Below are 23,729 nucleotides of genomic sequence, written 5' to 3'. Positions count from 1 at the left end.
TTTCAAACTTCTTTCTTGTCATCTATGAATAAAGGTATTCACGTTATTTTGTTTCAAGGCATCAATAATCTGACTAAAGAGATTTAAATCTTCTTTAAAATCTTCAGGAGTTGTTTTAGGAACGATTCCTTTCGTTACAACCTCATAAAAGTTTTCTAATTCAATAGTATATGGATCTTTAAAGGTTGGACGATTAATCTTTTCTTGATAATTTCCATTCAGTGTCTCACCTACTTGTAAAGTAGTCGGTAAGTGACGAATATATGGGGTATTGTACTGAACTTTTAATTGAAACATTAGCTTCACGGGCTACATCCTTTATCGTTATTCTCATTTTCATAACCTCACAATTATTATAAACGTTTACATAATAATCCCTATTGATGTTAAATTTGTCAATCCCTATTCCCTTGTTTTTATCTTAAAGTTACTTACCAATAGTTTATTTTCCATAATGACAATAAACTCTCTTTTTTAGAGAGTTTATTGTTTAGATTTATAAAGAGAACCTTGTTACTTAAAAAGTAGAAAGTACACGAGTCAATTTTTTAATAAAGGAATATATCACTTTCCATTTACTATTTAACGATCTGGTCCAAAACATTTAATATTCTCGTTTTAAAAATAATAAATAGACAACTACCTACTTCTTTAACTAGTTCAATACTCGGCAGAAAAGACTTATGAAGCAGAAAGTCCATTTTGTTTCTGCATTTCTATCAATTCATCATTTAACATAGTCATTTTCTCTTCGATATATTGTTTTAATAGCAAATCTAATTTAATTGAAATTGATATATATTCACCATTAGCCGGACCTTTTTTAGAGTACAAATCACTTAAAGTCGTTTTTAGATTATATATTTCCAATAATAGATCCATATTTTCATTTTGGACGTGATTAACCGCTTTCATTACGCACCTCATCGTTTTATTTTATACTTATTTTGGAGATGTTCAATTTAGTCAGATAGACTCGTATCTCTCATGAACATATCAATTATTCCAAAACCTTTACGATCTTATCATAGTCATATATAGGTGAGAATACGAAAGTGAAATGTTGTAAAATTTAGAAAAGTCGTTCGGAGTATTGATATAATTCTTTATTTCAATAGATGATTATTTAAAGAAAGATCTAGTGTTGGTAGTTAAAGGTTCTGTCTTTAAAGAGGAGTAAATAGGAAGAATTCATTATTTTATTCCGATAATATTCAATCGAAAAATAATAATTTTCAAAAAATAGATTTCTCGGACATTTTTTAACAATTATTCATTAATAATCTGTTCATTCCTTTACCTAGTAAACGAAAATAGTGACTATTATGTGTCTGGAGGCTATTTTGTAATTGAAAAATAGAGCCGACATATAAAGTTGTCGGCATTGATCATCCATTGTACTTATACTTATTCACTCTCCATTTCCCATTTAGCAATTTCCTTTCGAACCATTGGTGCTACCTCTTTACCTAATAGTTCAATTGCTTGCATTACATCATTATGTGGCATTGTGCCAACTGGTACGTGAAGCATAAAGCGTGTAATGCCAACGTTCTTTCGAAGGTGAATAATTTTTTCGGCTACAGTCTCCGGATCTCCTACGTACAAGGCGCCTTCAAAGCTACGCGCGGCATCAAAGCTTGATCGATGATATGGCCCCCACCCTCGCTCACGTCCTAGCTTGTTCATAACTTGCTGGGTTGAAGGGAAAAATTTATCGGCCGCTACTTGGGTATCCTCCGCAATGAAACCGTGTGAATGTGATGCCACTGTTAAATTGGATAGATCATGGCCAGCGTGGGTTGCAGCCTTTTTATAAAGCTGCACGAGCGGCTCAAATTGTAGAGGACGACCGCCAATAATTGCTAACACCAGAGGAAGACCTAGGAGGCCTGCGCGGATGACGGATTCTTGATTACCACCACTGCCAATCCAAATAGGTAGAGGATTTTGCACTGGACGTGGGTACACACCAAGATTATTAATAGCCGGTCGGTGCCCACCTCTCCAGGTTACCTTCTCAGATTCTCTTATTTTTAATAATAACTCAAGATTCTCTTCAAACAACTCATCATAATCCTTCAACTCATACCCGAAAAGAGGAAACGATTCAATAAAGGAACCTCGGCCCGCCATTATCTCTGCACGACCATTCGATATGGCATCAAGTGTAGCAAAATCTTGAAACACTCGCACTGGATCGGCAGAAGAAAGCACCGTAACGGCGCTTGTCAGACGGATTCGTTTCGTCTGTGACGCGGCCGCAGAAAGGATGACCGCAGGAGAAGATGCTGCAAAATCCTCGCGATGGTGTTCCCCTACACCAAAAACATCTAGTCCTACTCGATCTGCTAAAACAATTTCCTCGACAACTTCACGTATTCGTTGTGCATGACTTATCACTTCACCAGTTTGTACATCTGGTGTTGTCTCTACAAAAGTACTCACACCTATCTCCACTAAAACCACTCCTACTTCATGTTTTAAGTCTAGTTTATATTACAACAAGAAATAGTCGTTGACTAACGATTGCTCTCTTCTTCCCTTAGGAGCTTCAAAATCCTTAAACTATTCACTAGCTATGCTTTTGACTAGAAAATTAAGAATTATATTCAAATTTAAATTGAATGATAGATTAACATTGATATAATAGAATAAAGCGCTTACTATTACAGTTTTTACTAGATAAGGAGAACAGAACATGGAAAAACACACAAAACCTAATCATCCTTTAGTCGAACACATTTATACTGCTGATCCTTCTGCACATGTATTTGAAGGTAAACTCTACATTTATCCTTCACATGATCTTGACCATGATGGTCCATCTAATGATAATGGTGACCAATATGCTATGGAAGATTATCATGTCCTATCCATGGATAATGTTGAATCAGCGTGTGTTGATCACGGAGAAGTACTTCACCTTAAAGATATTCCTTGGGCAAAAAAACAATTGTGGGCACCAGACGCAGCTTATAAAAACAACACGTATTATTTATTTTTCCCAGCAAAGGATCAAAATGATATTTTCAGAATAGGTGTAGCGACAAGTTCAAGCCCTGCTGGACCTTTCACACCTCAAGAAAATTACATACCTGGTAGTTTTAGTATTGATCCCGCTGTTTTAGTAGATGATAACAATAAGGCATATGTTTATTTTGGTGGTCTTTGGGGCGGACAATTAGAAAAATGGCAAACAGGTACCTTTGATCCAAATGCAGTTGGTCCTGCTGAATCAGAACCTGCTTTAGGACCGATAATAGCTGAATTAAGTGATGATATGCTAAGTTTTAAAGGAAAACCCCAAGAGATCAAAATTGTTGACGAAGATGGTAAGCCAATCCTTGCTGGTGATGAAGACAGAAGATTTTTCGAAGGTCCATGGGTTCATAAATATAATGGCTATTATTATTTATCCTATTCAACAGGAACTACACATTGTATTGTTTATGCCATAAGCGAAAATCCACAAGGTCCTTATGTGTACAAAGGAAAAATCCTAACTCCTGTAGAAGGTTGGACTACTCATCACTCCATTGTTAAATTTGAGGATAAATGGTATTTATTTTATCATGATTGCTCTTTATCAGGTGGCGTTAACCACAAGCGTAGTGTGAAATATACCGAATTAACATATAACGAAGATGGTACAATTCAGACGATCGATCCTTATCAAACAATAAAAGGATAAAAGATTCATAGATTAATATCAGCTCGGCAATGTAATCGAGTAGGAGGGGGTGACTAACCCCCGACCTCTCACACCACCGTACGTACCGTTCGGTATACGGCGGTTCAAATTAAGTGTGACGTAAAGTTTCGTATCGTTCAGATAGACTTTTGAGACCCTCTTTTCTCCAGAAAGAGTTATTGAGGGCACGGTGAAGGATTGGACTACTGGTTATTCGCCAGTAGCCCTTTCTGCTATTTCCCCATTCATATGCTTTGTGTTTATCAATTCCTAGTCCTATAAGTTTCCTTATCCTTGTTTTAGGAAGTTTCCACTGTTTCCAGTAACACAATCTCAGTCTTCTTCGAATCCAACTTTCCAAACCTTTAAAGATACTTGGAGTATCTGCCAATGCGTAATACCCACACCAACCCACTAAATACTGATTTAATTTCTTTATTCTTACATCCATTGGTATCGGTGATTTTCTTGACGTTATTTCCCTAACCTTCTGTTTAAATCTCTTGATGCTTTGTTTGGATATACGTATTTTCGGCTCTTTTCTGTTAGTAAAACTAAAGCCTAAGAATTTTCGGTTCCATGGTCGTTCTACGGCTGATTTCTCACGATTTACCTTTAAACTAAGCTTCTTTTCAATGAAAGACGTTACACCCGCCATTGTTCGTAAGCCAGCTTTCTTAGATTTCACGTAAATATTACAATCATCCGCATACCTCACGAATTTATGCCCTCTATTCTCTAATACTTTATCTAACAAATCTAGGATGATATTTGAAAGTAGTGGACTTAGCGGACCTCCTTGTGGAGTTCCCTCTGTATTTTGTGAGACCACGCCACCCATCATAATCCCGACATTGAGATATTTTCGAACAAGATTTAGTAGAACTTTATCGTCAATACGCTTTGACAGTAGCCCCATGAGTTTGTCATGGTTCACTTTATCGAAGAATTTCTCTAAGTCTATGTCGACTACCCACCTATAACCATCTTCGATGTATCCTTTCGCTTTCCGTACAGCGTCATGCCCTCGTCTTTGTGGACGAAACCCATAACTGTTTTCAGAAAATGTTGGGTCATAAATTGGGGTTAATGTTTGAGTAATCGCTTGTTGAATGAAACGGTCTATCACGGTTGGGATTCCTAGTAATCTAACTCCGCCGTTTGGTTTCGGGATTTCGACACGACGAACGGGTTGAGGTTCATAGGTTCCCTGTTGGAGAGACTTTCTCAATTCGTCCCAGTGCTCGACAATATACGAACGCAGGTTTTGGGTCGACATCTTGTCTACACCGTGACTACCTCCGTTACGTTCCACTCGTTTAAGAGCGTTCAGTAAGTTTTCTCGTGATAGAATTCGTTCCATTAACATTAAGATATATCCTCTCTACGTGAATGAGATGTTCTATTTGTGCCATTAGTAGCTCCACCCTCTTGAAGTCCCCTGTGTATTCACCACTTCTTCCTTCAAGTAAGTCTCGTAAGAGATTGTCTGTTTCTACACTACTTATGAACGCCTAGTTCTCATCCTTCCTAACTTGTTCAGTCCTTCCCTTTCATTCTCGAGTTTGAAAGGTACTATGACCTCTGCTGACTTCTGACTGTTCAGCTATCTATCAATAGATAGGTTGCCAAGAGTGCTTGGCTTATCAGTCAGACCTCCCCAGGTAAGAGTACAGTCTTTCACTCCATCTATCTGCTTCATTTACTCTATACCACCTTCGGCAGAAAGGACTTTGTTTTGTTAAGCAAACTCATCCAATGGTATCTAGCCTTATATGAAGTTCGTATTCCTCAGACCGGAGGTTTGCCGCTCGCTTCCTTCAGATTCTGCGTCACCACAGACACCCTTGCGTTAAGCTACTGCTACTTCTGCCTTCACAGTTCGGGACTTTCACCCTATAGACTGCACCCATGCTGGGCGCACTTAAATAAGATCACCGCACTTTAGAGATGTGGTGATCTTATTCCTTTAAAATGGTTTATTTCTGCCCTCTAAAAAGTTCATTTCTATGACTTCATTATTACTTTCTCCTGTTGACTCATTTCATTCTCAGAGACTATTTTTTTAATACTGTGTCTTGCTGACAACAATTTATTTTTTCAAGCTTTTTTTATCCAATTCTAACCATTCATAATTAAGTTCATTGAATGAATAAACCAAATAACGGGAAAAATTGTAACAGAGTTAGGAGGAACAGACTTTGGAACATACTTGGCTTTCTCTGTTACCATTTCTTATAGTCATATCAATGTCTATATGGCTAAAAAATATTTTACCAGGTCTTGTAGTTGGACTTCTTGTTGGTTCGATGATTGTTACATCTGATTTTTTGGCGGGGTCGCAACAATCGGTATTATATATCGTTACTACATTGTCTGAAGAAACAAATATTAAAATTATCGGGTTTCTATATTTATTTGGCGGACTAGTAGGAATGATGAATATATCAGGTGGCATTAAGGGGATTTCGGAATGGGTTGGCACTAGAATAAAGACGGAGCGCGGATTGTTGAAACTAATTTGGCTTACACTCCCTTTTACGTTTATGATGCCAATGTTTCGAATCATGATGATTGGTCCTGTCGTCAAATCTTTGATCAAAAAAATGAACCTATCAAAGCAAAAGGTAGGTCTGATAATGGATATTTCAACCGAGTCTGTTATCGTCCTTTTGCCAGTTGCTACGGCATTTGTCGGATTTATGGTATCTTTAGTCGGAGCTGGCATTCAAGAGCTTCAACTAGAAATGTCGCCATACCGAGTCTTCTTACTTAGCATTTTGTTTAACTTTTTTGCAATTGTAATGTTGGTTATTGGTATCCTTCAAACATTCTGGAATCCTACTAAAAAAACAAATGATTCCACCAAAAGCAACCTTAAAGTAGATGAAGATGAGCACGAATTTCACCGAGTTGGAATTAAGAGAGAATTATCGCTGGTTAAAGCTCAACCGTGGAATTTGATTATCCCTGTCTTTTTACTCCTAGGATTATCATTATTTCTTTTATGGCAGGATGGAATGGCTAAAGGAGCGAAAACCCTTTTTGAAGCTCTTTCAATGGCAGACGCAACATTTGTCATGTTGTTAGCCGTTTTTATCACACTAATCATTACGTTTATTTTTTACATTGTACGCAGACAGCAATTACACGAAATTTTATATCATTTTTATGATGGTGGTAATCAAATGATGGAGGCCATTAGTCTGCTCGTTTTGATTTGGGCACTAACACTTTCTGCTGAGGATCTAGGGTTTTCAGATTTCATTAGTTCAACCTTAGGATCATTTTTACCAGCTTTTATGACACCTGCAACGATTTTTCTGATTGGTTCAATTGTCGGTTACTTTATTGGATCATCATGGGGAACATGGGGATTATTTATGCCATTAGGATTGACATTAGCTGTTTCAACTGGTGCTTCAGTCCCATTAACTGTTGGTGCAGTTTTTGCAAGTGGCGCATTTGGTGCATTAACTTCACCATTGGGTGATACGACCATTACAACTGCATCGATTCTTGATTTGTCTATTGTTGATTATGCCCGCTATAAACTGAAAATTTCCGCCATAGGTGGGGTTATTGCAATCGTTCTTTATCTTGTTAGTGGTTTATTTGTTGTTTGAATATTGAATTTTGGTATATTGCATGAACTACTTGGAAGTGTATTTGCTCCAAAAAGGAAATATGCTATAGATGTTACCCTTAGAAAATAGATTTCCAACTAAAAAAGCCTTGTCCCTGGAACAAGAACTAAGGCTTCAACTTTATTCAACTAACTTTTTACTTTGCAAACTGCTCTGATTCCAAACGACCTGCGCCATACAAACGGTAGGCACCATGCATTGTAGGGCCAACATATTCATTTAGCTTCCAGCCATGACGAATCGCGTCTGTAATAAACGCTTTTGCTACATCAATTGCTTCTAATACCGATTTTCCTTTTGCTAGCTCTGCTGTAATCGCTGCAGAATATGTACAGCCTGCCCCATGAATATAAGTCGTGTCGATTCGTTCATTTTCATATAGCTTAAATTCCTTGCCATCAAATAACAAATCAACTGCTTTTTCGTGCTGTAATTTGCTGCCGCCTTTGATCAACACATATTTGGCACCAAGTTCATTTATTTTAACTGCAGCATTTTTCATATCATCAATCGTTCTGATTGGACCTGTTTTTGCTAGCTGACTCGCTTCGAACAGATTAGGTGTTACAACTGTTGCGAGTGGCACCATTACTTCTCGTAATGCATCAGCTGTTTCTGGATTTAGAACCTCGTCTTCTCCTTTACAGACCATAACAGGATCGATGACTACGTTATTTAGCCCAGCTTCTTTGATTCTCTTTGCTGCTGTTTCAATCGTTTCAACTGTACCAAGCATACCTGTTTTCACTGCATCAATTCCCACTGAAAGGGCTGTATCTAGTTGAGCCTCTAGTGCATCTATTGCAATTGGAAATACACTATGATGCCAGTGATTTTTCGGATCCATAGTCGCAATGACAGTTAATGAAGTCATCCCGTATACGCCAAGCACTTGAAATGTTTTTAAATCTGCTTGTATTCCTGCACCACCACTCGTATCAGATCCAGCAATTGTTAATGCTTTTTTCATTGTCATGTTATGTGCCTCCTTGTTGTAACGAAAAAATGGTTTAGATAGGAAGTATTTTTTCGTAACCTATCATTGAAATATGATAACTCTAATTTTATGTGAAGTCATCCGATTTTAATTATTACGTTCCTGTAACTCAGGATTTCTTCAAGCCTTTTTCCAAACAGTTGCATACTTTTTCTTGTATTTTGAATCCTCTTCTTTTTCAATTAAATACAAAGCCATTTGTTAAACTTTTTCATTATCTAAAATTAATAGGTAAAGATACTTCAACAGATGTCCCTTTATTTGGTTCACTTGAAATATTAATCGCGCCCCCATGATTTTCAATGATTTTATAGCATACCATTAATCCAAGTCCTGTACCTTCCTCTTTTGTTGTGAAAAAGGGTTCCCCTAATTTAGGAATTAGATCTGCTGGAATACCGATACCTTGATCTTGAATAACGATACTCAAAGCATTAGGATCTGTTTGCTTAAGGTACACCGTTATTTCTCCTCCCTTTGGCATTGCTTCAATTGAATTTTTTAAGAGATTAATAATCACTTGTTTTAGTTGATTCGGTTCACCTGTAATGAGCGAATGATCTACATCTAAATCTGATAAAATCTGGACATTATTGATTTTTGCTTGGGTGTCCAGCAGCGACACAATCGTTTGTACGATGCGCTTTAAATCGATTAATTGATAGTTTATACCTTGAGGCTTAGAAAGAATAAGAAATTCACTAACAATCATGTTTATACGATCTAATTCAGTTAACATGATCTCAATATAGTTTTTATCAATATCTTGTTTTAAAAATTGGATAAAACCTCTAAGCGTTGTTAAAGGGTTTCGGATTTCATGGGCAACACCTGCAGCAAGCTGACCAACTGCTGATAGCTTATCAGATCTTCTGATCATTTCCTCAGCTAACTTTGATTCAGTAACATCTTTAACAATTTCAAATATCCCGTTAAATTCATTATCTGTAATGATAGGAATCATTTTCATCTGAACGATTCGTTTACTCCCATCTTTGTTGATCAATGATAAGGTCATTTCCCTCGTTTCATATCGATTTACACTATTAAAATGCCCCGTATACTTATCGAAGTCTTCTGGTACAATGATTGACTCCCAATTCATGTGTTTGAGTTCTTCCAAACTATAACCTAGTAAATTTTCAGCGGCTTTATTTGCATCGATTAAATGTCGTCCTAGACAAAATGTAAAAATCGCTTCCGAATTATGTTCAAATAAAGATTTATATCGTTGTTCGGTTTCTTCTAAACGTTTTACTAGTAGTTTACGATTTTGTTCTTGGGTATGATGAAGTAATTCCCCTATTTTTTTGCGTTCATTAATATCGATATCGATTCCATTTAGTTTTATGAGCTTCCTTTTTGAATCAAAAATAGGTGTAATCCGTTTTTGAATCCATTTCACTTCACCATTCGGAAGTAAAATTCGATATTCGCTCATCCCACCATTTCCTGCTAATAACGCTTGTTCAAACTCAAGGACTTGTTCAAGATCCTCATGATAAACAACCTCTTTCCATAATTGGAAATTGTGTTCAAATTCATTTGATGAAAAACCATATAATTCCTTCACTTTTGAAGAAACTATCAACTGATTTGAACGAAGGTCATATGAGAAAATAACTGCATCCACACTATTAAAAAGCTGGTTCAATTCTTGCTCTTTTTCCTTTAGTTCCTTAGCGTAATAGCGCGATTTGTCAACCTGTAATCCTACCCACCATACAGGGACGATAAAAATAGCATTTATCAACCATTCAGATAAAGGAATAAAACCAAATTTTACATATGAAATGATTTTAAAAACCATTCCAGAAATAAACAAAATACTTAGAGACCAAATTCTTCCTGAATACTTCACTTTACTAACTCCTACACTATGATAAATAAACTGATTGTTGTATTACATTAATTTGTTATTAAAACTGTATTCATAGTACCATATTCCCGTCTTCGATGTCTTCTACTCCTTTTAGTAGTTCTATTTCAAGTCGTGTTATTCTTTCTCATATAAAACTGATTATTCGCTTGTGGTGAATGATAAAAAGTTTATGCTCTACTCACATATTTCTGATAGACTCACCTTAATCAAATTGTCATTTGAAGAAATTATTTTATAATAGGATGGACCATGTCTCTTTTGAAATGGCTGTTTTCGCAAACTTTGTTGCTTTTAAAATAGTATTGGGTTGGTTGATTGCAGCGAGAGGATGCTCGCTTTCCGTGGGGCGGGCGATGAGCCTCCCTCTAGAAATGTTGGTATATCAACGCTTAAAACTGTTTTAATAGATAGAAAAAAAATTTTCACTTACTGATTTTCACTACAGATTATCATCAATTTCCAAAAGTTCAAAATATTGTTATTCTGAGGTTACGCTTCGCTAGAGTTAATTGGAAATGATTAACTCTAAGTGCTTATATGATGCACTTCGGATCTCTGCGAATCTTATGATGACGTACCCTCCCATGTCTCTTGGCGTCTAACGCGTACATTCCTTCGTTCGGTCTATTCATAAGGCAGAGGCTGGCTATGCTCCTCAAGGGACTCTTAGTCTAATGGCTCATTTCGTGCCAACTTCTCCGTGTCATCCTATTGTCTAGATTACAAACTAGGAAGTTGCTTAGGCTGCCTCTTTGAGGCAATGGAGATCTGTTAACATATGATTTACATTAAAGTGCACTCGTTTTGTACACAAAGCGTGTAGAATTTTTAGTAATTTCCCGCATAAAACAACCATGGCTTCTTTCTTCTTTAATGGATTGACAGTACGAGTCGTGTAGTAATGGTACAAAGATTTAAACGCTATGTTGTGTTGAATTATAGGGAGGATGACTCTAAATAATATAGCCCGTAACTTCCTCCTACCTCTTTTGGAAATTTTCTTTTGACCTTTGTGTTGGCCAGAAGAGTTTTCTCTAAGCGTGAGCCCCGCTAATTTAATTAATTGGCGTGGGTGCTGATATTGCCTAAGGGAACCTATCTCAGAGAGTAGTTCAACAACAGTATTTTCGCCTAAACCAGGAATAGATAAAATATACTCATAGTCTGTCAATTGTTGAGCGAGGTCATTTAACCTTGATGATAAGACCTCCAGTTGGTTTGAAAGAGCTTTGTACTGAGAAAGTAATGTATCCATTTCAAATCGGGCCATTTCTAGCCCCTCAGTTAAACCAATGGACTGACTGGCTATTGATTTTAGCTTTTGTATTTTAGAAACGGAAAGACACTTTATTCCTTCAACCCTTTTGTAAAGTGCGATAAGTTCTTCATCATTTTTCCCATCAAAATCGATTGGCAAAGGTGTCACCTCGAGAACAGCGCATGCGTTTTTACCGAAGCTTTTGAATACATGATGGAACTCAGGGAAATAAAGATCTGTCCACCGAATCATTCGATTCTTAAGTGATGCGAGGTCTTCCTGCATTTTAGTCCGAAAACTCGCCCCATTACGAAGTTCGGCTTCTGTCCCTTCTAAAATTCGTGTATAGTTGAACCGGCCATCGCGGATTAAAGAAGCGATAACGCGAGCGTCCTTTTGATCATTCTTAGTTTGAAGGTTATCATCTAATTCCTTCGTTCTATTCACATGCATAGGGTTAACCATGACAAATTGAATATTATTTTCGACTAAATAAGCAGCTAAGTTCATCCAATAATGCCCTGTGGGCTCAAAGCCGACTAAGACATCTGTCTTTTCATGTGATTCTAGTAGAGAATGAATCATATTGTGTAGTTGCTCAAACCCATCAAGGGATTGTATGAACGGAAACGGTTTTTGCAAAATTCGTCCACGATCATCGATAGCGCATGCGTAATGTTTTTTCTTCGCAATGTCTATTCCAATAACAAGTGTTTTTTCAGATACTTGATTAATTTTGGTATTCATATTACTATTCATCATATGGTCCTCCTGTATGGTGATGAGTCAATTTAGTCGTTGATACTCAAGCATCATACAAGAGGACTTTTTGTTTTGCAAGAAGCCTTAAGGATATTAAACAGGAATGCTCCTCAGCGCGAAGCGCCTGCGGGGTCTCATCTGTCCCGCTACTCCCACAGGAGTCTCGCATATCCGTTCCAATCAACCTAATCAGTTTTGTTCAAAAACAACAATCTCTTAGAAAAGAGCCTTTGAAATAATAAAATATGGAGGTGCATTCCTTGGAGCTACGGCAATTAACCTATTTTCTTGAGGTTGCTAAACATAAAAGCATCACTAAAGCGTCTGAAGCACTACATATCTCACAACCAGCATTAAGTAAAATGATCAAAAGTCTTGAAGAAGAATTAGATATGACACTCATTATCCGTACTAATAAAACGAGTGAGTTAACAGATGGTGGTTTCATTGTGATGGAATATGCTCAAAAAGTGTTATCACAAATCGATGAAATGTCGATTACGTTAAATGATTTGACTAGTTTAAAAAGAGGTTCGATTAGCATTGGATTACCTCCAATTATTGGGAGTCTTTACTTTCCAAGTGTCATGGCGGAATTTCATAAAAAATATCCAAATATCTCAATTAATATTACAGAATATGGAGCGGCTAAGGTTGTTAAAGGTGTAGAGGAGAGTGAATTCGAGCTTGGGGTGGCTGTACTTCCAGTTGATGAAAATGAATTTAACATCTATCCAATTGTCGAGGATGAAATGAAATTAATAATCCACCTTAACCATAGTCTAGCAAATCGTGATGTCATCTACTTACATGAATTAAAGAATGAAGAATTTATTTTCTATCATGAGGACTTTGCACTACATGATATTATGTGGAAAAAATTCATTGCTGAAGGATTTGAGCCTAAAATATTATTTAAAAGTTCGCAATGGGATTTTATGTCTGAAATGGTTGGTGCAAATCTAGGGGTAACGATCTTACCTGAATCCATTTGTAATAGAGTTGAGAACAAGCAAGTTAAAATTATGAATTTGGAACCTGTTACACCATGGAATTTAGCTGTTATTACAAAGAAAAATAAGTATATTTCTTATGCGGCAAGAACATTTATTGAATTTTTCCTTTGAGCTTCATTATAACTAAAAGTTATGCAAGCAATAATAATTATGTATTATACGAATAACAAATAGCATAGTACTATGTTCTTAATCAACCAAAAACTAACTGGTTATTAGGGAGCTATACTATGCTCCTTCCTCAGTAAAGGGAGGAATTTTCATATGAAAATCATCACAATTATTTTACAAATTTTATTTATCCATTTATTTCTTTTTATCGGTGCGAGTGTGAAGGAACTCATTTCAATTCCTCTCCCTGCCTCAATGATTGGATTGGTTTTCCTTTTAGGAGCATTGTTTTTTAAAATTGTGAAACTAGAATGGATTGAAAAAGGCGGCAACTGGTTATTAGCAGAATTGCTTCTTTTCTTTATTCCATCTGCAGTAGGAATTGTTAATTATGATGAGATATTAAGTTGGCAAGGAATTGAAACCGTGTTGTTAATTGGCTTAAGTACCTTCATTGTTATGGCAGCAACTGCTTATACATCTGATTTTATTCATAAGAGAAAAGATCGTGTATCAGGATGAGTATTCTTTTATTTACGACTATCACGTTTATAATTTACAAGCTTACAAAATTCAGTTATAAAAAATGGGCATTTCCACTTTTCCACCCGTTATTAATTTGTCCTATTTTCATTATCGTTTTTATCTACTTATTTCATATTCCTGCTGATCATTATACACAAGGGTCTAAATGGATTACACATATGTTAGGACCTGCAACAGTAGCTTTCGCAATCCCAATATACAAACATTTCCACTTAGTGAAAAAATATCTCGGAAATATTGTTTTAAGTGTAACTGTGGGAACATTAGTTGCGATCTTCTCATCCTTCGCTTTGTCAATGTTGCTTAACTTAAATCCTGAATTTATTATTAGTATCTTACCAAGATCTATTACTACCCCAATTGCGATTGAAGTGTCAAAAGAAATCGGTGGTCTACCAACGTTAACAACAATTTTTGTTATCCTAACTGGAATTATAGGTGGGATAATTGGCCCGTTTGAAATTAAATGGTTATCGATAAAATCACCAATTGCAAAAGGCTTAGCTCTAGGTATGAGTGCACATGGAGTTGGTACATCAAAAGCAATGGAATACGGTGAGCAAGAAGCGACATTTTCCACGCTTGCGATGATCTTTGCTGCATGGATTACGATGGCTTGGGGCAGCTTGCTGATTCCGTTTTTAATCAATCTTGCCCATATTAATTGATCAGAAGGTATGTTTATATGAACAAAAGCTCAGGACGCCTTGATCAGCCTCAGGCAATTAAGCTAATTTAGAATAGTAGGCGTTCTTTGCCTTCAAATCTAAATTAGCTAGACCCTAGAGGGGCTAGGCGCTGGATGTCGTGCGCTTATCCACAGTTCAAGAATTTTAATTTCCTGAACGAAGAAAAAAGCAGTCTAAATTTAGATTTAGACTGCTTTTCATGTTTAGAGTATGTGTTTTATGAGTGTAAGCAAGATGATATCTAAGTTTAAATTGCTGTGTAGTTCTTTGATACACAATGCATTCTTTAAGATCTTGTTTTTACTTTTATAAGGGCTATTCCATAACTATCCATTGATTTGCCATATTGTTTCATTCCGTTTGAGATGAATTCAATCATTTTTTTCATGTTTGTTCGTCCCTCTTCAGCTTTTCCTTTCATTATGTATGTGTTGTCTAAAAAATACAAAGTCACTGAAAACGGAAACAACATTCATGTTAGCGAAAACATATTTATTGTAAGCGTATAAAATATGTGTTTATCTTATTATATTACCTGTTTACTTTGTTTTTCATCCTAATCCGTGTAATCGAAGAAGACACATCTCCTTCGATTAATTCTAGTACTTATAGATAATATTTTAAAAAAAGTTTTAACCTAAATTTATATCTCCCGTTGATCACAGTAGGTATCAATTAGCTGTTCAATTTGCTCAAGCTGAGGAAATTCTCCCGAAAAGGTGAATTTTATTTCTTCTAGAAATTCTCCTTTGTTATATACATGAATAGCTCCTTTTTGGTTAATGACACTATACTCGGGCTCAAACCTATAGCCATTCCGTTCCACTGCACCCATTTCTTAAACAACTCCTTAACTCTAAATATTGTTCACCATTACTATTTCACGAATGTACTTATAAAACTTTATAATGCAAATAATTATTATGTTTCAGAAATAATCGGGATAATAACTTTTATACAAGAATTAAGTTGATTTTAGAGGTTATGGCCTATTCCCTTAAATGCTTTAATTTATCTGGATTTCTAATAATGAAAATCTTCTGGATATGATCTCCATCAATAACATCAATAAATAAAGCCAACAATTGTTGGCTCCGTTAGTCATTCTTAAAAAGTATGAGCAATATCTTTAGCTCGTGCAATTGCGTTTGCTTTAATTTCTTCTGCTTTGTCAGGCATTGCAGCATGACCTTCAACAAATAAGCCTTCAAATGAAGGTACTCCGTAGAATTGCATGATAATATTTAAATAGCGGTGACCCATTTCCATTTGAGCTGCAGGTCCTTCTGAATAAATTCCTCCACGAGCCTGTATATGTAAAGCCTTTTTATCAGTTAAAAGACCAACTGGTCCTTGGTCTGTATATTTAAATGTTTTGCCAGCCACCGATACTGAATCTATATACGCTTTCATTACTGGTGGAAAAGAAAAATTCCACAAAGGTGTTACAAAAACATATTTATCAGCTGAAATAAATTGTTCACATAGTTCTGAGAGTCTACTTACTTTTGCTTTCTCATCTGATGAAAGCTCTTCAAATCCCTTTCCAGATTGAAGTTTACCCCAACCACTAAAAACATCGACATCAATTTGAGGGATATTTTCTTTATAGAGATCAACATTCACAATCTCATCGTTTGGGTTTGCTTCTTTGTAAGCATCGATAAAAGCTTTTCCTACAGCCATACTGTAAGACTGTGTGTCATCATGGGGATGAGCTGTTATGTACAATATTTTTGTCATTTTGTACTCCCTTTCTTTCTAAAATTGTTCACCCTATTTTGTGTAGTTAAATTAGAATATATACTTTATCTTCACTTAACATATATTTAATTCGAGCTAAATTTATATAAGAATTCAAACAAACCTAACTGCATATAAAAAAAAGGATGTACTAGTTAAAGTATCATCCCTTTTTATGTAGTATTTATTCATTTAGTTACTAATATAAGGATTCCCACTTATATTTTTTCTCATTTCATCAGTTAATTCAAATGCTTCTCTTACTTCACTTTCAATTACATCAACGTTTTGAATACTTCCATCATAATGTAGTGGTTTACTTTCCATGTAAATTCACCTCCGTCAATAGTAGTATATACATTATATTACTAGTTATTTATTCCCATTAACAAGATTTATTTTGAGAATTCTAAAAAATATTTCTTATTCATACAGGATAGTAAATAGCTTCTATTTTTCTACCCATTCTCCTATTTGCTATTAGGTTCGAATTTCATCATAAATTCTCCAGACCATCTATGGAATACTTCAAAAAGCCTTGAAGGAATCCAAAAAATAAATTAATTATTCTAAAATAAAGAATTAATTTTTAAAATGATCTAATCTAGCAAAAAATTCTTGTACAAAATTGTAAAATAATTCTTCTGTAGGAAGTAATACACGTTGTTTAGGGGTGATGACTCCCACACTTCTCGTTACATTTGGTTCGATTAATGGAATTTTTACGGTTGAGCGTGGGATGTTATCAACTAAAGTGACTTCTGGCATTAGTGCTACCCCAAGTCCCGCAGAGACTAATCCTTTCAACGCATCAATATCGTCCCCTTCAAAAGCAACATGTGGTGAGAAGCCTAGTTCGGCACATGCATTAATAACAATTTCACGAAAAACAGTGCCGTTTTGGAGTAAACAAAAAGGGTCATCCTTAAGTTCGCGCAACTTTATAGTCGACCTGTTTGCAAGTGGATGATGAATTGGCAAGAGAGCAACAATATTTTCCGTGAATAATATTTTCCGCTTAATCTTCTTCTCATCCATTGGCAATGGACCAATTAATGCAAGGTTAAAATCCCCTTTCACCACTCCATCTATTAAGTCTTGATACAGAGCTTGCTTCAGTTTAAATTTCGCTTCTGGATAGTGCATACGAAAAGCATAAATCACAGTAGGTAACGTATGTGCTGCCAAACTAATCGGAAAAGCTATTCGAATCGTCCCTTTTTCTGGATCTAAATACTCTTCTACTTCACGTGTCGCATCATCAATCACATTCATTGCATGTTTCATCCGCTCTAAAAATACTTTTCCAATTGGAGTTAATTTTACTCTTCTTCCTTCTCTAATAAACAGGTCAACGCCTAATTCGCTTTCTAAATTAAATATCTGTCTACTCACAGAGGATTGTGCCACATGCAGAGAGTCTGCTGCTTCTGTTACATGTTCTCGCATTGCAACTTCCATAAAATACCTTATCTGTCTAATTTCCATTGTTGTTCCCCCTGATTTTCATTCATGCATAAAACGCATTAACTTTATCGTTTCTTTATATTGATTGGATTATTATTTGATTATAAAATACAGCTTAACAGTAAATCTAATAAAAATTAAAATATTTCAGTCAATATGATCATTTTTATTTAATATTGACTCATAGGAGAATGAAAAGGATGAAAACAATCGAGAAAATAGAGCAATCATTTACAGATAATGTGAAAGAGTATGTCGAACAAGTTTACGCAACTGTAAAAAAGCGTAATCCACATGAAAGTGAGTTTCATCAAGCGGTTAAAGAAGTTTTTGATTCTTTAGTTCCTGTTCTCGCTAAAAATCCTCACTACATCAAGCAAGCTATTCTTGAAAGAATTGTTGAGCCTGAAAGAGTCATCTCATTTAGAGTTCCATGGGTTGATGATCAAGGAAATGTGCAAGTTAACCGAGGATTCCGTGTCCAATTTAACAGTGCTATCGGTCCATATAAGGGAGGTTTAAGATTTCACCCTTCTGTAAATGCAAGTATTATTAAATTTTTAGGCTTTGAGCAAATTTATAAAAACTCTTTAACTGGTCAACCAATTGGCGGCGGAAAAGGCGGAGCTGATTTTGATCCTAAGGGAAAATCAGATGCGGAAATCATGCGCTTTACACAAAGCTTCATGTCTGAACTTAGCAAGTATATCGGTCCTGATATCGATGTTCCAGCTGGTGATATCGGTGTAGGAGCTAGAGAAATTGGCTATATGTTTGGACAATATAAAAAAATGCGTGGCGGCTTCGAAGCTGGCGTATTAACAGGTAAAGGCCTTGGTTACGGCGGAAGCTTAGCACGAACAGAAGCAACTGGATATGGAACAGTCTACTTTGTAGAAGAAATGTTAAAGGATCAAAACTTAAGCTTCAAAGGAAGTACGGTAGTTGTATCAGGTTCAGGTAATGTTTCCATTTATGCTATTGAAAAAGCGATGCAATTAGGTGCTAAGGTATTAGCATGTAGTGACTCAACTGGTTATGTATATGACAAGAATGGCATAGACCTTTCAACAGTAAAACGCTTAAAAGAAGTAGAAAACAAAAGAATAAGTGAATATGTAAACGAACATCCAGAAGCGCATTATGTTGAAGGATGTTCGGGGATCTGGACGATTCCATGTGATATCGCCCTACCTTGTGCAACACAAAATGAAATAGATGCACATTCAGCTGAGCTATTAGTTTCTAATGGTGTGAAAGCGATCGGTGAAGGTGCAAACATGCCTTCTACACTAGAAGCAGTCGAGATTTTCTTGAAAAATAAGGTTTTATTTGCACCAGCAAAAGCAGCAAATGCAGGTGGCGTTTCAGTTTCGGCATTAGAAATGGCTCAAAACAGTGCAAGATTAGCTTGGACGTTTGAGGAAGTCGACGCCAAATTACATGATATCATGAAAAACATTTACAACGAAAGCATGAAAGCAGCTCAAGAGTATGGTGCACCTGGAAATCTAGTCGTTGGTGCTAATATTGCTGGTTTTGTTAAAGTTGCAGATGCTATGATTGCTCAAGGAATTATTTAATTTCTCTAAGAATTTGTTTATTTTTTCAACGGATATAATTAGAAATCTTAAGTAAGCTAGGAGGACATGTCCTCCTAGCTTTTAATTTTTCATGTAATATGAATAGCCTTTTTCTGCAATTTAAACTATCCTCTAGTTTAATACTACTTTACGATTATCCCCTCTCCACTTGCTCATACACTTATTGAATCAATTTAAGCATAACTACTTTTTTCTAGCAACCTGTTATATAAATGAGAAAAATTGACATAATGTATACTACAAGATTTAAAAACTACACTAGTATACTAATTTATTTCATTATTAAGAGGTGATGATTATGCCGATACAGCGTACGTTTATTATGGTGAAGCCTGATGGTGTAAAGCGAGGTTTAATTGGTGAAATTATTAAACGTTTTGAGCAAAAGGGGTTCACATTGTTAAATGCAGAGCTTATGACTATAAGTCGTGAAAAAGCTGAATATCATTATATGGAGCTTCAAGATAAACCATTTTTTGGTGAGTTGGTAGAATTTATTACATCAGACTCTGTTTTTGCAATGGTTTGGGAAGGCGAAAATATTATTGAAGTTTCTCGAAGCATGATTGGAAAAACAAGTCCTTTAGAAGCATTACCTGGTACAATTCGTGGTGATTTTGCATATTCCAAAGCGGAAAATGTGATTCATGGCTCTGATTCTCTTTTAAGTGCAGAACGAGAAATCGCAAACTTCTTTGACCCGTTATCAATCCGTTCTCTAAATAAAGATTTTCCTTTTGACGAACGTAAATCAGTTTGAATTAAGACTTGGAAAAGTTATTGTTATAATGTCTTTAGTTGACCACTTGTTAGAGTTAGCCAACTAAAGACATTCTTTATGAAAAAAACGGTAATATATAGAAAAAACAGGTTTTAAACCATTTCCTTCTGATTAATTACTTCTACATTTACCCGGCCTGAAAAAAATGTAGCACCCCCGCCCATATCGGAAACTCGATCTGGAGTTAAGGAATTGACCAAATGTTTTTTACCCGTGATGTCTGACCAAAGGCCTTGACTTACGACTACTCCTGGTAAAACTTGATTGCCTACAGAAACTGAGAGCTCACATTCTCCACGATCATTCCAAATTCGGACAACTGTTCCATCTTCAATACCTCGTTTATCCGCATCATGTTGATTCATAAATAATTTTGGTGCTTTTTCAAGTTTGATATGTTTCTCATTATTTGAAAAGGTTGAATTTAAAAAATTATGATTTGGTCCAGGTACATATTGAAAAGGAAAATCTGTCTCTTCTAATAAAGGAATATAGGTTGGGAGTCCGGGGTAACCATCTAATTCCATTTTTTTAGAAAACAACTCAATCTTACCACTTGGTGTGTTTAAATTTTTCAATAAATCACTTGTACTTGCTTTCAGATAGCGATCTATTTTTAATTTTTCATGGCATTTGTCTGGTAAATAAGGGTTCGATAAATTGTTTAGAGCTTGTTGAATTAATTCTTCATCTGAATCCTTAAATGCTTGTTCATCGTATCCCATTGCTTGAGCAAGAAGTCTGAATACCTCTGTATTAGATTTACTTTCTCCAAATGATGAAATGACAGGTTCCTGCAGATGGATATAGTTATGCCAGTAAGACGTATAAAAATCAGTATTTTCAAAAGCTGATGTAGCAGGTAAAACAATGTCTGCAAACATAGCTGTTTCCGTTAAAAACAAGTCATGAACGACAGTGAATAAATCTTCACGAGCAAGACCCTCACGTACCTTATTAGCATCTGGAGTCACAACAGCTGGGTTGCTTCCATATATGAACAATGAGCGAATGGGCTCTTCTGTTTCAAGTAACGCTTTACCTAATTGGTTCATATTTATTGTTCGAGTTTGCTTTTTCATAAGATCTGGTCGTTGCAGCGCTTTTGTATTATGGGCTAAATAGGCAGAGTTTGATTTCAGAGCTCCCCCACCCTTTACAACCCACTGTCCTGTTAATGCAGGTAAACACGCAATTGTCCTAACAATCATTCCACCATTATCGTGATGCTGTAATCCATTGCCAATTCTTATCATAGAAGGAGAGGTCTCTCCGTACATCCGAGCTAATGTATAAATGTCTTCTACAGCAACACCTGTAACATCTGAGACCATTTGTGGATCATAGTTCTTAACATGTTCTTCTAGCTCTTCATAACCAACAGTATATTCTTTTAAGAATGATAGATTAACAAGCTTTTCTTTGTAAAGAATATGCATAATCCCTAATGCTAGGGCTCCATCCGTACCTGGTAGAATTGGGATAAACCAATCTGCCATTCGCCCTGTTTGATTTTTGTGTACATCAATGGCGATAATTTTAGCGCCATTTTTTCTAGCCTTTTGCGCAATCATCATTTGATGCATATTCGTGCTTACAGCGTTAATTCCCCACATGATAAATAGCTTTGTTTCCGTCATTTCTTCTGGGTCTGTTCCATAACTTCCACCCATTGTATACTTATATCCTTTTGAACCTGCAACTGAACAAATCGTCCTGTCAATTTGACTTGACCCTAAGCGGTGAAAGAACCGGCGATCCATTCCTTCTGCATTGATATTTCCCATATTCCCATAAAAACTATAAGGAAGAATGGTTTCTGATCCTTCTTCTGAGATAAGTTTTTTCCATTGATTTGTAATCGTTTCGATTGCCTCTTGCCAGCTAATTGGCTGAAATTTCCCCTCACCCTTTTCACCAATACGTTTCAAGGGTGTCTTAATTCTCTTTTGATCATAGATTCGTTCACCCATGTTTCGGACCTTATTGCAAATATTCCCTTTTGTTACAGGATGTTCAGGATCACCTTCGATTTTAACGATTTTTCCTTCTTTTTTGTGTATCAGTAATCCACATTGATCTGGACAGTCAAGTGAACAAACTGAAGGCACAACACCATCTTCTATATTTATATATTCCTGCATAACTAGTATCCTTTCATGAAAAAATTGCTTTATAAATTATAACATATCGAACCAATCTTTAGAAAGTTTAGAAAATAGATTGACTTACCTATAATTTTTATTTAATATTTAATACATTGTCTAAATATATAAACAATTTAATCAATTAAATATTTTGTTATTTCTATTAAGAGAGGTGGAGGGACTGGCCCGTCGAAACCTCGGCAACATAATGTGCCAATTCCAGCAAGCATTGCTTGAAAGATAGAAAGAGCTGCCCTTATAGTTTATTGTGAGAACGATAATAAATAACCATCTCTTTCCAACATTTTGGGAAGAGATTTTTTTATTTTTTTGAATTAAAGGGTTGTTTTCAAAGCAAAAAGAGGAGATGAAGAAAATGAATGTCTTAGTAACAGCACCGTATAACGACGAAGGTCTAGTCAAATTAAAGGAACTTTTTGGCGATTGTACCTATCGTTGTTGGAAAGAGAATGGTAGAGCCTATAACGAAGCTGAGTTAATCGCTCTATTAAAAGAATCAAAGGCTGAGGGATTAATAGCTGAGTTAGATAAAGTGACTGAAAATGTATTTGCAGAAGTACCTGAATTGAAATTTGTTGGTGTGTGTCGTGGCATGCCTTCCAATGTTGATGTTGAAGCTGCAACCAAAAGAGGAATTCCGGTATTTTATACCCCCGCTCGAAATGCACAAGCAGTTGCTGAATTATTCATTGGCAATCTCATTACCTTCTATAGACATACAATCGCCTCCTCTGAATGGTTGCAGCAGGAAAAATGGGATGGAGACTACTTACAAGCATATTTAAAGTTCAAAGGAAATGAGATTACAGGAAAAACTATTGGAATGGTAGGATTCGGTGCCGTTGGTCAGAGAATTGCAGCTGTTCTTGAAAGTTTTCAATGCAGCATTCAATACTATGATCCATATGTTGAAAGCCAAAATCCCAACCATACTCGTGTATCCTTGGATGAGGTTTTTTCAACTAGTGATGTCGTATCTATTCACCTCCCTCGTACCGAAGAAACAATCGGAATGATAGATGAACATTATTTAGGACTTATGAAGGAAGACGCAATCTTAGTAAATACGTCAAGAGCAGTTGTCGTTAAGCGAGATGCACTTGTTCATGTCTTAAAAGAAGGTAAAATTCGTGGGGCTATTTTAGATGTATTTTATCATGAACCACCAGATAAAAGTGATTATGAAATCATCAAATTGCCAAATGTTTTAGCTACCCCCCACCTTGCTGGTGCAAGTTATGAGGTTGAGGATCATCACGTATCGATTATGAATCAAGCGTTTACGAAGTGGTATATAAAACGTACTCTTGACGTTCCGACAATCTATAATCAAAAAAGTCTAAATGTAAAGTCATAGAAAGAAG

General features: G+C 35.9%; 20 protein-coding genes and 1 riboswitch. Of the genes, 8 read left to right on the top strand and 12 right to left on the bottom strand.

All coding sequences use genetic code 11. The features are described 5' to 3' along the window. Positions 1 to 18: 18 nt before the first annotated feature. The 3 genes from WCV66_RS15915 to WCV66_RS15905 form a co-directional block, all read right to left on the bottom strand. A complete protein-coding gene (locus tag WCV66_RS15915; protein ID WP_338786047.1) occupies positions 19 to 306 on the bottom strand; it encodes a hypothetical protein in 288 nt (95 codons plus the stop codon). Positions 307 to 681: 375 nt separating this feature from the next. Further along, complete coding sequence (locus WCV66_RS15910) at positions 682 to 915, bottom strand: hypothetical protein (protein ID WP_338786046.1); 234 nt, start codon at positions 913 to 915, stop codon at positions 682 to 684. 492 nt (positions 916 to 1,407) lie between these two features. Beyond that, the gene (locus WCV66_RS15905) at positions 1,408 to 2,460 is read right to left on the bottom strand and encodes an LLM class flavin-dependent oxidoreductase (protein WP_338786045.1); all 1,053 of its coding nucleotides are present in this window, start codon (positions 2,458 to 2,460) and stop codon (positions 1,408 to 1,410) included. A gap of 241 nt (positions 2,461 to 2,701) precedes the next feature. On the opposite strand from WCV66_RS15905, the gene WCV66_RS15900 reads away from it, so the two are divergent. Further along, positions 2,702 to 3,694 (top strand): glycoside hydrolase family 43 protein, encoded by a 993-nt coding sequence (locus tag WCV66_RS15900; protein ID WP_338786044.1) that lies wholly within the window; start codon positions 2,702 to 2,704, stop codon positions 3,692 to 3,694. Positions 3,695 to 3,803: 109 nt separating this feature from the next. On the opposite strand, the gene ltrA is transcribed toward WCV66_RS15900, so the two are convergent. Beyond that, the gene (gene ltrA / locus WCV66_RS15895; RefSeq protein ID WP_338786043.1) at positions 3,804 to 5,063 is read right to left on the bottom strand and encodes a group II intron reverse transcriptase/maturase; all 1,260 of its coding nucleotides are present in this window, start codon (positions 5,061 to 5,063) and stop codon (positions 3,804 to 3,806) included. A gap of 832 nt (positions 5,064 to 5,895) precedes the next feature. Between ltrA and WCV66_RS15890 the strand changes: the two genes are divergently transcribed. Further along, positions 5,896 to 7,320: a Na+/H+ antiporter NhaC family protein gene (locus WCV66_RS15890; protein ID WP_338786042.1), complete on the top strand. Its 1,425-nt coding sequence runs from the start codon at positions 5,896 to 5,898 to the stop codon at positions 7,318 to 7,320. A 157-nt stretch (positions 7,321 to 7,477) separates the two neighbouring features. Here WCV66_RS15890 and pdxK read toward each other — a convergent pair whose 3' ends face one another. From pdxK to WCV66_RS15875, 3 genes are all read right to left on the bottom strand, one after another. Continuing rightward, the gene (gene pdxK, locus WCV66_RS15885) at positions 7,478 to 8,317 is read right to left on the bottom strand and encodes a pyridoxine/pyridoxal/pyridoxamine kinase (RefSeq protein ID WP_338786041.1); all 840 of its coding nucleotides are present in this window, start codon (positions 8,315 to 8,317) and stop codon (positions 7,478 to 7,480) included. A gap of 235 nt (positions 8,318 to 8,552) precedes the next feature. Beyond that, positions 8,553 to 10,199, bottom strand: a complete 1,647-nt coding sequence (locus WCV66_RS15880) for a PAS domain S-box protein (protein WP_338786040.1) — start codon at positions 10,197 to 10,199, stop codon at positions 8,553 to 8,555. Between the two features lie 760 nt (positions 10,200 to 10,959). Beyond that, positions 10,960 to 12,237, bottom strand: a complete 1,278-nt coding sequence (locus WCV66_RS15875; RefSeq protein ID WP_338786039.1) for an IS110 family transposase — start codon at positions 12,235 to 12,237, stop codon at positions 10,960 to 10,962. 263 nt (positions 12,238 to 12,500) lie between these two features. Between WCV66_RS15875 and WCV66_RS15870 the strand changes: the two genes are divergently transcribed. From WCV66_RS15870 to WCV66_RS15860, 3 genes are all read left to right on the top strand, one after another. Continuing rightward, the gene (locus tag WCV66_RS15870) at positions 12,501 to 13,367 is read left to right on the top strand and encodes a LysR family transcriptional regulator (protein ID WP_413789591.1); all 867 of its coding nucleotides are present in this window, start codon (positions 12,501 to 12,503) and stop codon (positions 13,365 to 13,367) included. Between the two features lie 153 nt (positions 13,368 to 13,520). Further along, positions 13,521 to 13,889 (top strand): CidA/LrgA family holin-like protein, encoded by a 369-nt coding sequence (locus tag WCV66_RS15865; protein WP_338786038.1) that lies wholly within the window; start codon positions 13,521 to 13,523, stop codon positions 13,887 to 13,889. Next, on the top strand, positions 13,886 to 14,581 hold the full coding sequence (locus WCV66_RS15860; protein ID WP_338786037.1) for an LrgB family protein: 696 nt from the start codon (positions 13,886 to 13,888) through the stop codon (positions 14,579 to 14,581). The genes WCV66_RS15865 and WCV66_RS15860 overlap by 4 nt, the downstream gene beginning before the upstream one ends. A gap of 664 nt (positions 14,582 to 15,245) precedes the next feature. Here the strand turns inward: WCV66_RS15860 and WCV66_RS15855 are convergent. The 4 genes from WCV66_RS15855 to WCV66_RS15840 all read right to left on the bottom strand — a co-directional run bounded on the left by WCV66_RS15855 (position 15,246) and on the right by WCV66_RS15840 (position 17,833). Next, positions 15,246 to 15,437, bottom strand: a complete 192-nt coding sequence (locus WCV66_RS15855) for a YbxH family protein (RefSeq protein ID WP_066339309.1) — start codon at positions 15,435 to 15,437, stop codon at positions 15,246 to 15,248. Positions 15,438 to 15,709: 272 nt separating this feature from the next. Beyond that, positions 15,710 to 16,345 (bottom strand): FMN-dependent NADH-azoreductase, encoded by a 636-nt coding sequence (locus tag WCV66_RS15850; RefSeq protein ID WP_338786036.1) that lies wholly within the window; start codon positions 16,343 to 16,345, stop codon positions 15,710 to 15,712. A gap of 192 nt (positions 16,346 to 16,537) precedes the next feature. Then, positions 16,538 to 16,672, bottom strand: coding sequence for a hypothetical protein (locus WCV66_RS15845; protein WP_338786035.1), 135 nt, complete (start codon positions 16,670 to 16,672; stop codon positions 16,538 to 16,540). Between the two features lie 255 nt (positions 16,673 to 16,927). After that, entirely contained in the window at positions 16,928 to 17,833 is a 906-nt protein-coding gene (locus tag WCV66_RS15840; RefSeq protein WP_338786034.1) for a LysR substrate-binding domain-containing protein, read from the bottom strand. Positions 17,834 to 18,012: 179 nt separating this feature from the next. Between WCV66_RS15840 and gdhA the strand changes: the two genes are divergently transcribed. Further along, on the top strand, positions 18,013 to 19,395 hold the full coding sequence (gdhA, locus tag WCV66_RS15835) for an NADP-specific glutamate dehydrogenase (RefSeq protein WP_338786033.1): 1,383 nt from the start codon (positions 18,013 to 18,015) through the stop codon (positions 19,393 to 19,395). A 319-nt stretch (positions 19,396 to 19,714) separates the two neighbouring features. Next, entirely contained in the window at positions 19,715 to 20,176 is a 462-nt protein-coding gene (ndk, locus tag WCV66_RS15830) for a nucleoside-diphosphate kinase (protein WP_338786032.1), read from the top strand. Positions 20,177 to 20,289: 113 nt separating this feature from the next. Here the strand turns inward: ndk and WCV66_RS15825 are convergent, their stop codons facing one another. Then, positions 20,290 to 22,341 carry a molybdopterin oxidoreductase family protein gene (locus tag WCV66_RS15825; RefSeq protein ID WP_338786031.1) on the bottom strand — a complete coding sequence of 684 codons (2,052 nt, stop codon included), beginning with the start codon at positions 22,339 to 22,341 and terminating at the stop codon, positions 20,290 to 20,292. Between the two features lie 160 nt (positions 22,342 to 22,501). Then, a riboswitch (SAM riboswitch) is annotated at positions 22,502 to 22,591 on the top strand. A 129-nt stretch (positions 22,592 to 22,720) separates the two neighbouring features. On the opposite strand from WCV66_RS15825, the gene WCV66_RS15820 reads away from it, so the two are divergent. After that, on the top strand, positions 22,721 to 23,722 hold the full coding sequence (locus WCV66_RS15820) for a 2-hydroxyacid dehydrogenase (protein WP_338786030.1): 1,002 nt from the start codon (positions 22,721 to 22,723) through the stop codon (positions 23,720 to 23,722). Positions 23,723 to 23,729 lie beyond the last annotated feature (7 nt).

It is taken from the genome of Metabacillus rhizosphaerae (assembly GCF_037201795.1).
Classification (GTDB): domain Bacteria; phylum Bacillota; class Bacilli; order Bacillales; family Bacillaceae; genus Metabacillus; species Metabacillus rhizosphaerae.
The sequence above is the reverse complement of the archived record's forward strand: the minus strand, read 5'-3'. Positions and strand labels throughout refer to the sequence as shown.

Coding starts and splice junctions, on each gene's coding strand:
- WCV66_RS15910 (WP_338786046.1), bottom strand. CDS start 915: ATGAAAGCGGTTAATCACGTCCAAAATGAAAATATGGATCTATTATTG.
- WCV66_RS15900 (WP_338786044.1), top strand. CDS start 2,702: ATGGAAAAACACACAAAACCTAATCATCCTTTAGTCGAACACATTTAT.
- ltrA (WP_338786043.1), bottom strand. CDS start 5,063: ATGTTAATGGAACGAATTCTATCACGAGAAAACTTACTGAACGCTCTT.
- pdxK (WP_338786041.1), bottom strand. CDS start 8,317: ATGACAATGAAAAAAGCATTAACAATTGCTGGATCTGATACGAGTGGT.
- WCV66_RS15875 (WP_338786039.1), bottom strand. CDS start 12,237: ATGAATAGTAATATGAATACCAAAATTAATCAAGTATCTGAAAAAACA.
- WCV66_RS15865 (WP_338786038.1), top strand. CDS start 13,521: ATGAAAATCATCACAATTATTTTACAAATTTTATTTATCCATTTATTT.
- WCV66_RS15860 (WP_338786037.1), top strand. CDS start 13,886: ATGAGTATTCTTTTATTTACGACTATCACGTTTATAATTTACAAGCTT.
- WCV66_RS15855 (WP_066339309.1), bottom strand. CDS start 15,437: ATGGGTGCAGTGGAACGGAATGGCTATAGGTTTGAGCCCGAGTATAGT.
- WCV66_RS15850 (WP_338786036.1), bottom strand. CDS start 16,345: ATGACAAAAATATTGTACATAACAGCTCATCCCCATGATGACACACAG.
- WCV66_RS15845 (WP_338786035.1), bottom strand. CDS start 16,672: ATGGAAAGTAAACCACTACATTATGATGGAAGTATTCAAAACGTTGAT.
- WCV66_RS15840 (WP_338786034.1), bottom strand. CDS start 17,833: ATGGAAATTAGACAGATAAGGTATTTTATGGAAGTTGCAATGCGAGAA.
- gdhA (WP_338786033.1), top strand. CDS start 18,013: ATGAAAACAATCGAGAAAATAGAGCAATCATTTACAGATAATGTGAAA.
- ndk (WP_338786032.1), top strand. CDS start 19,715: ATGCCGATACAGCGTACGTTTATTATGGTGAAGCCTGATGGTGTAAAG.
- WCV66_RS15825 (WP_338786031.1), bottom strand. CDS start 22,341: ATGCAGGAATATATAAATATAGAAGATGGTGTTGTGCCTTCAGTTTGT.
- WCV66_RS15820 (WP_338786030.1), top strand. CDS start 22,721: ATGAATGTCTTAGTAACAGCACCGTATAACGACGAAGGTCTAGTCAAA.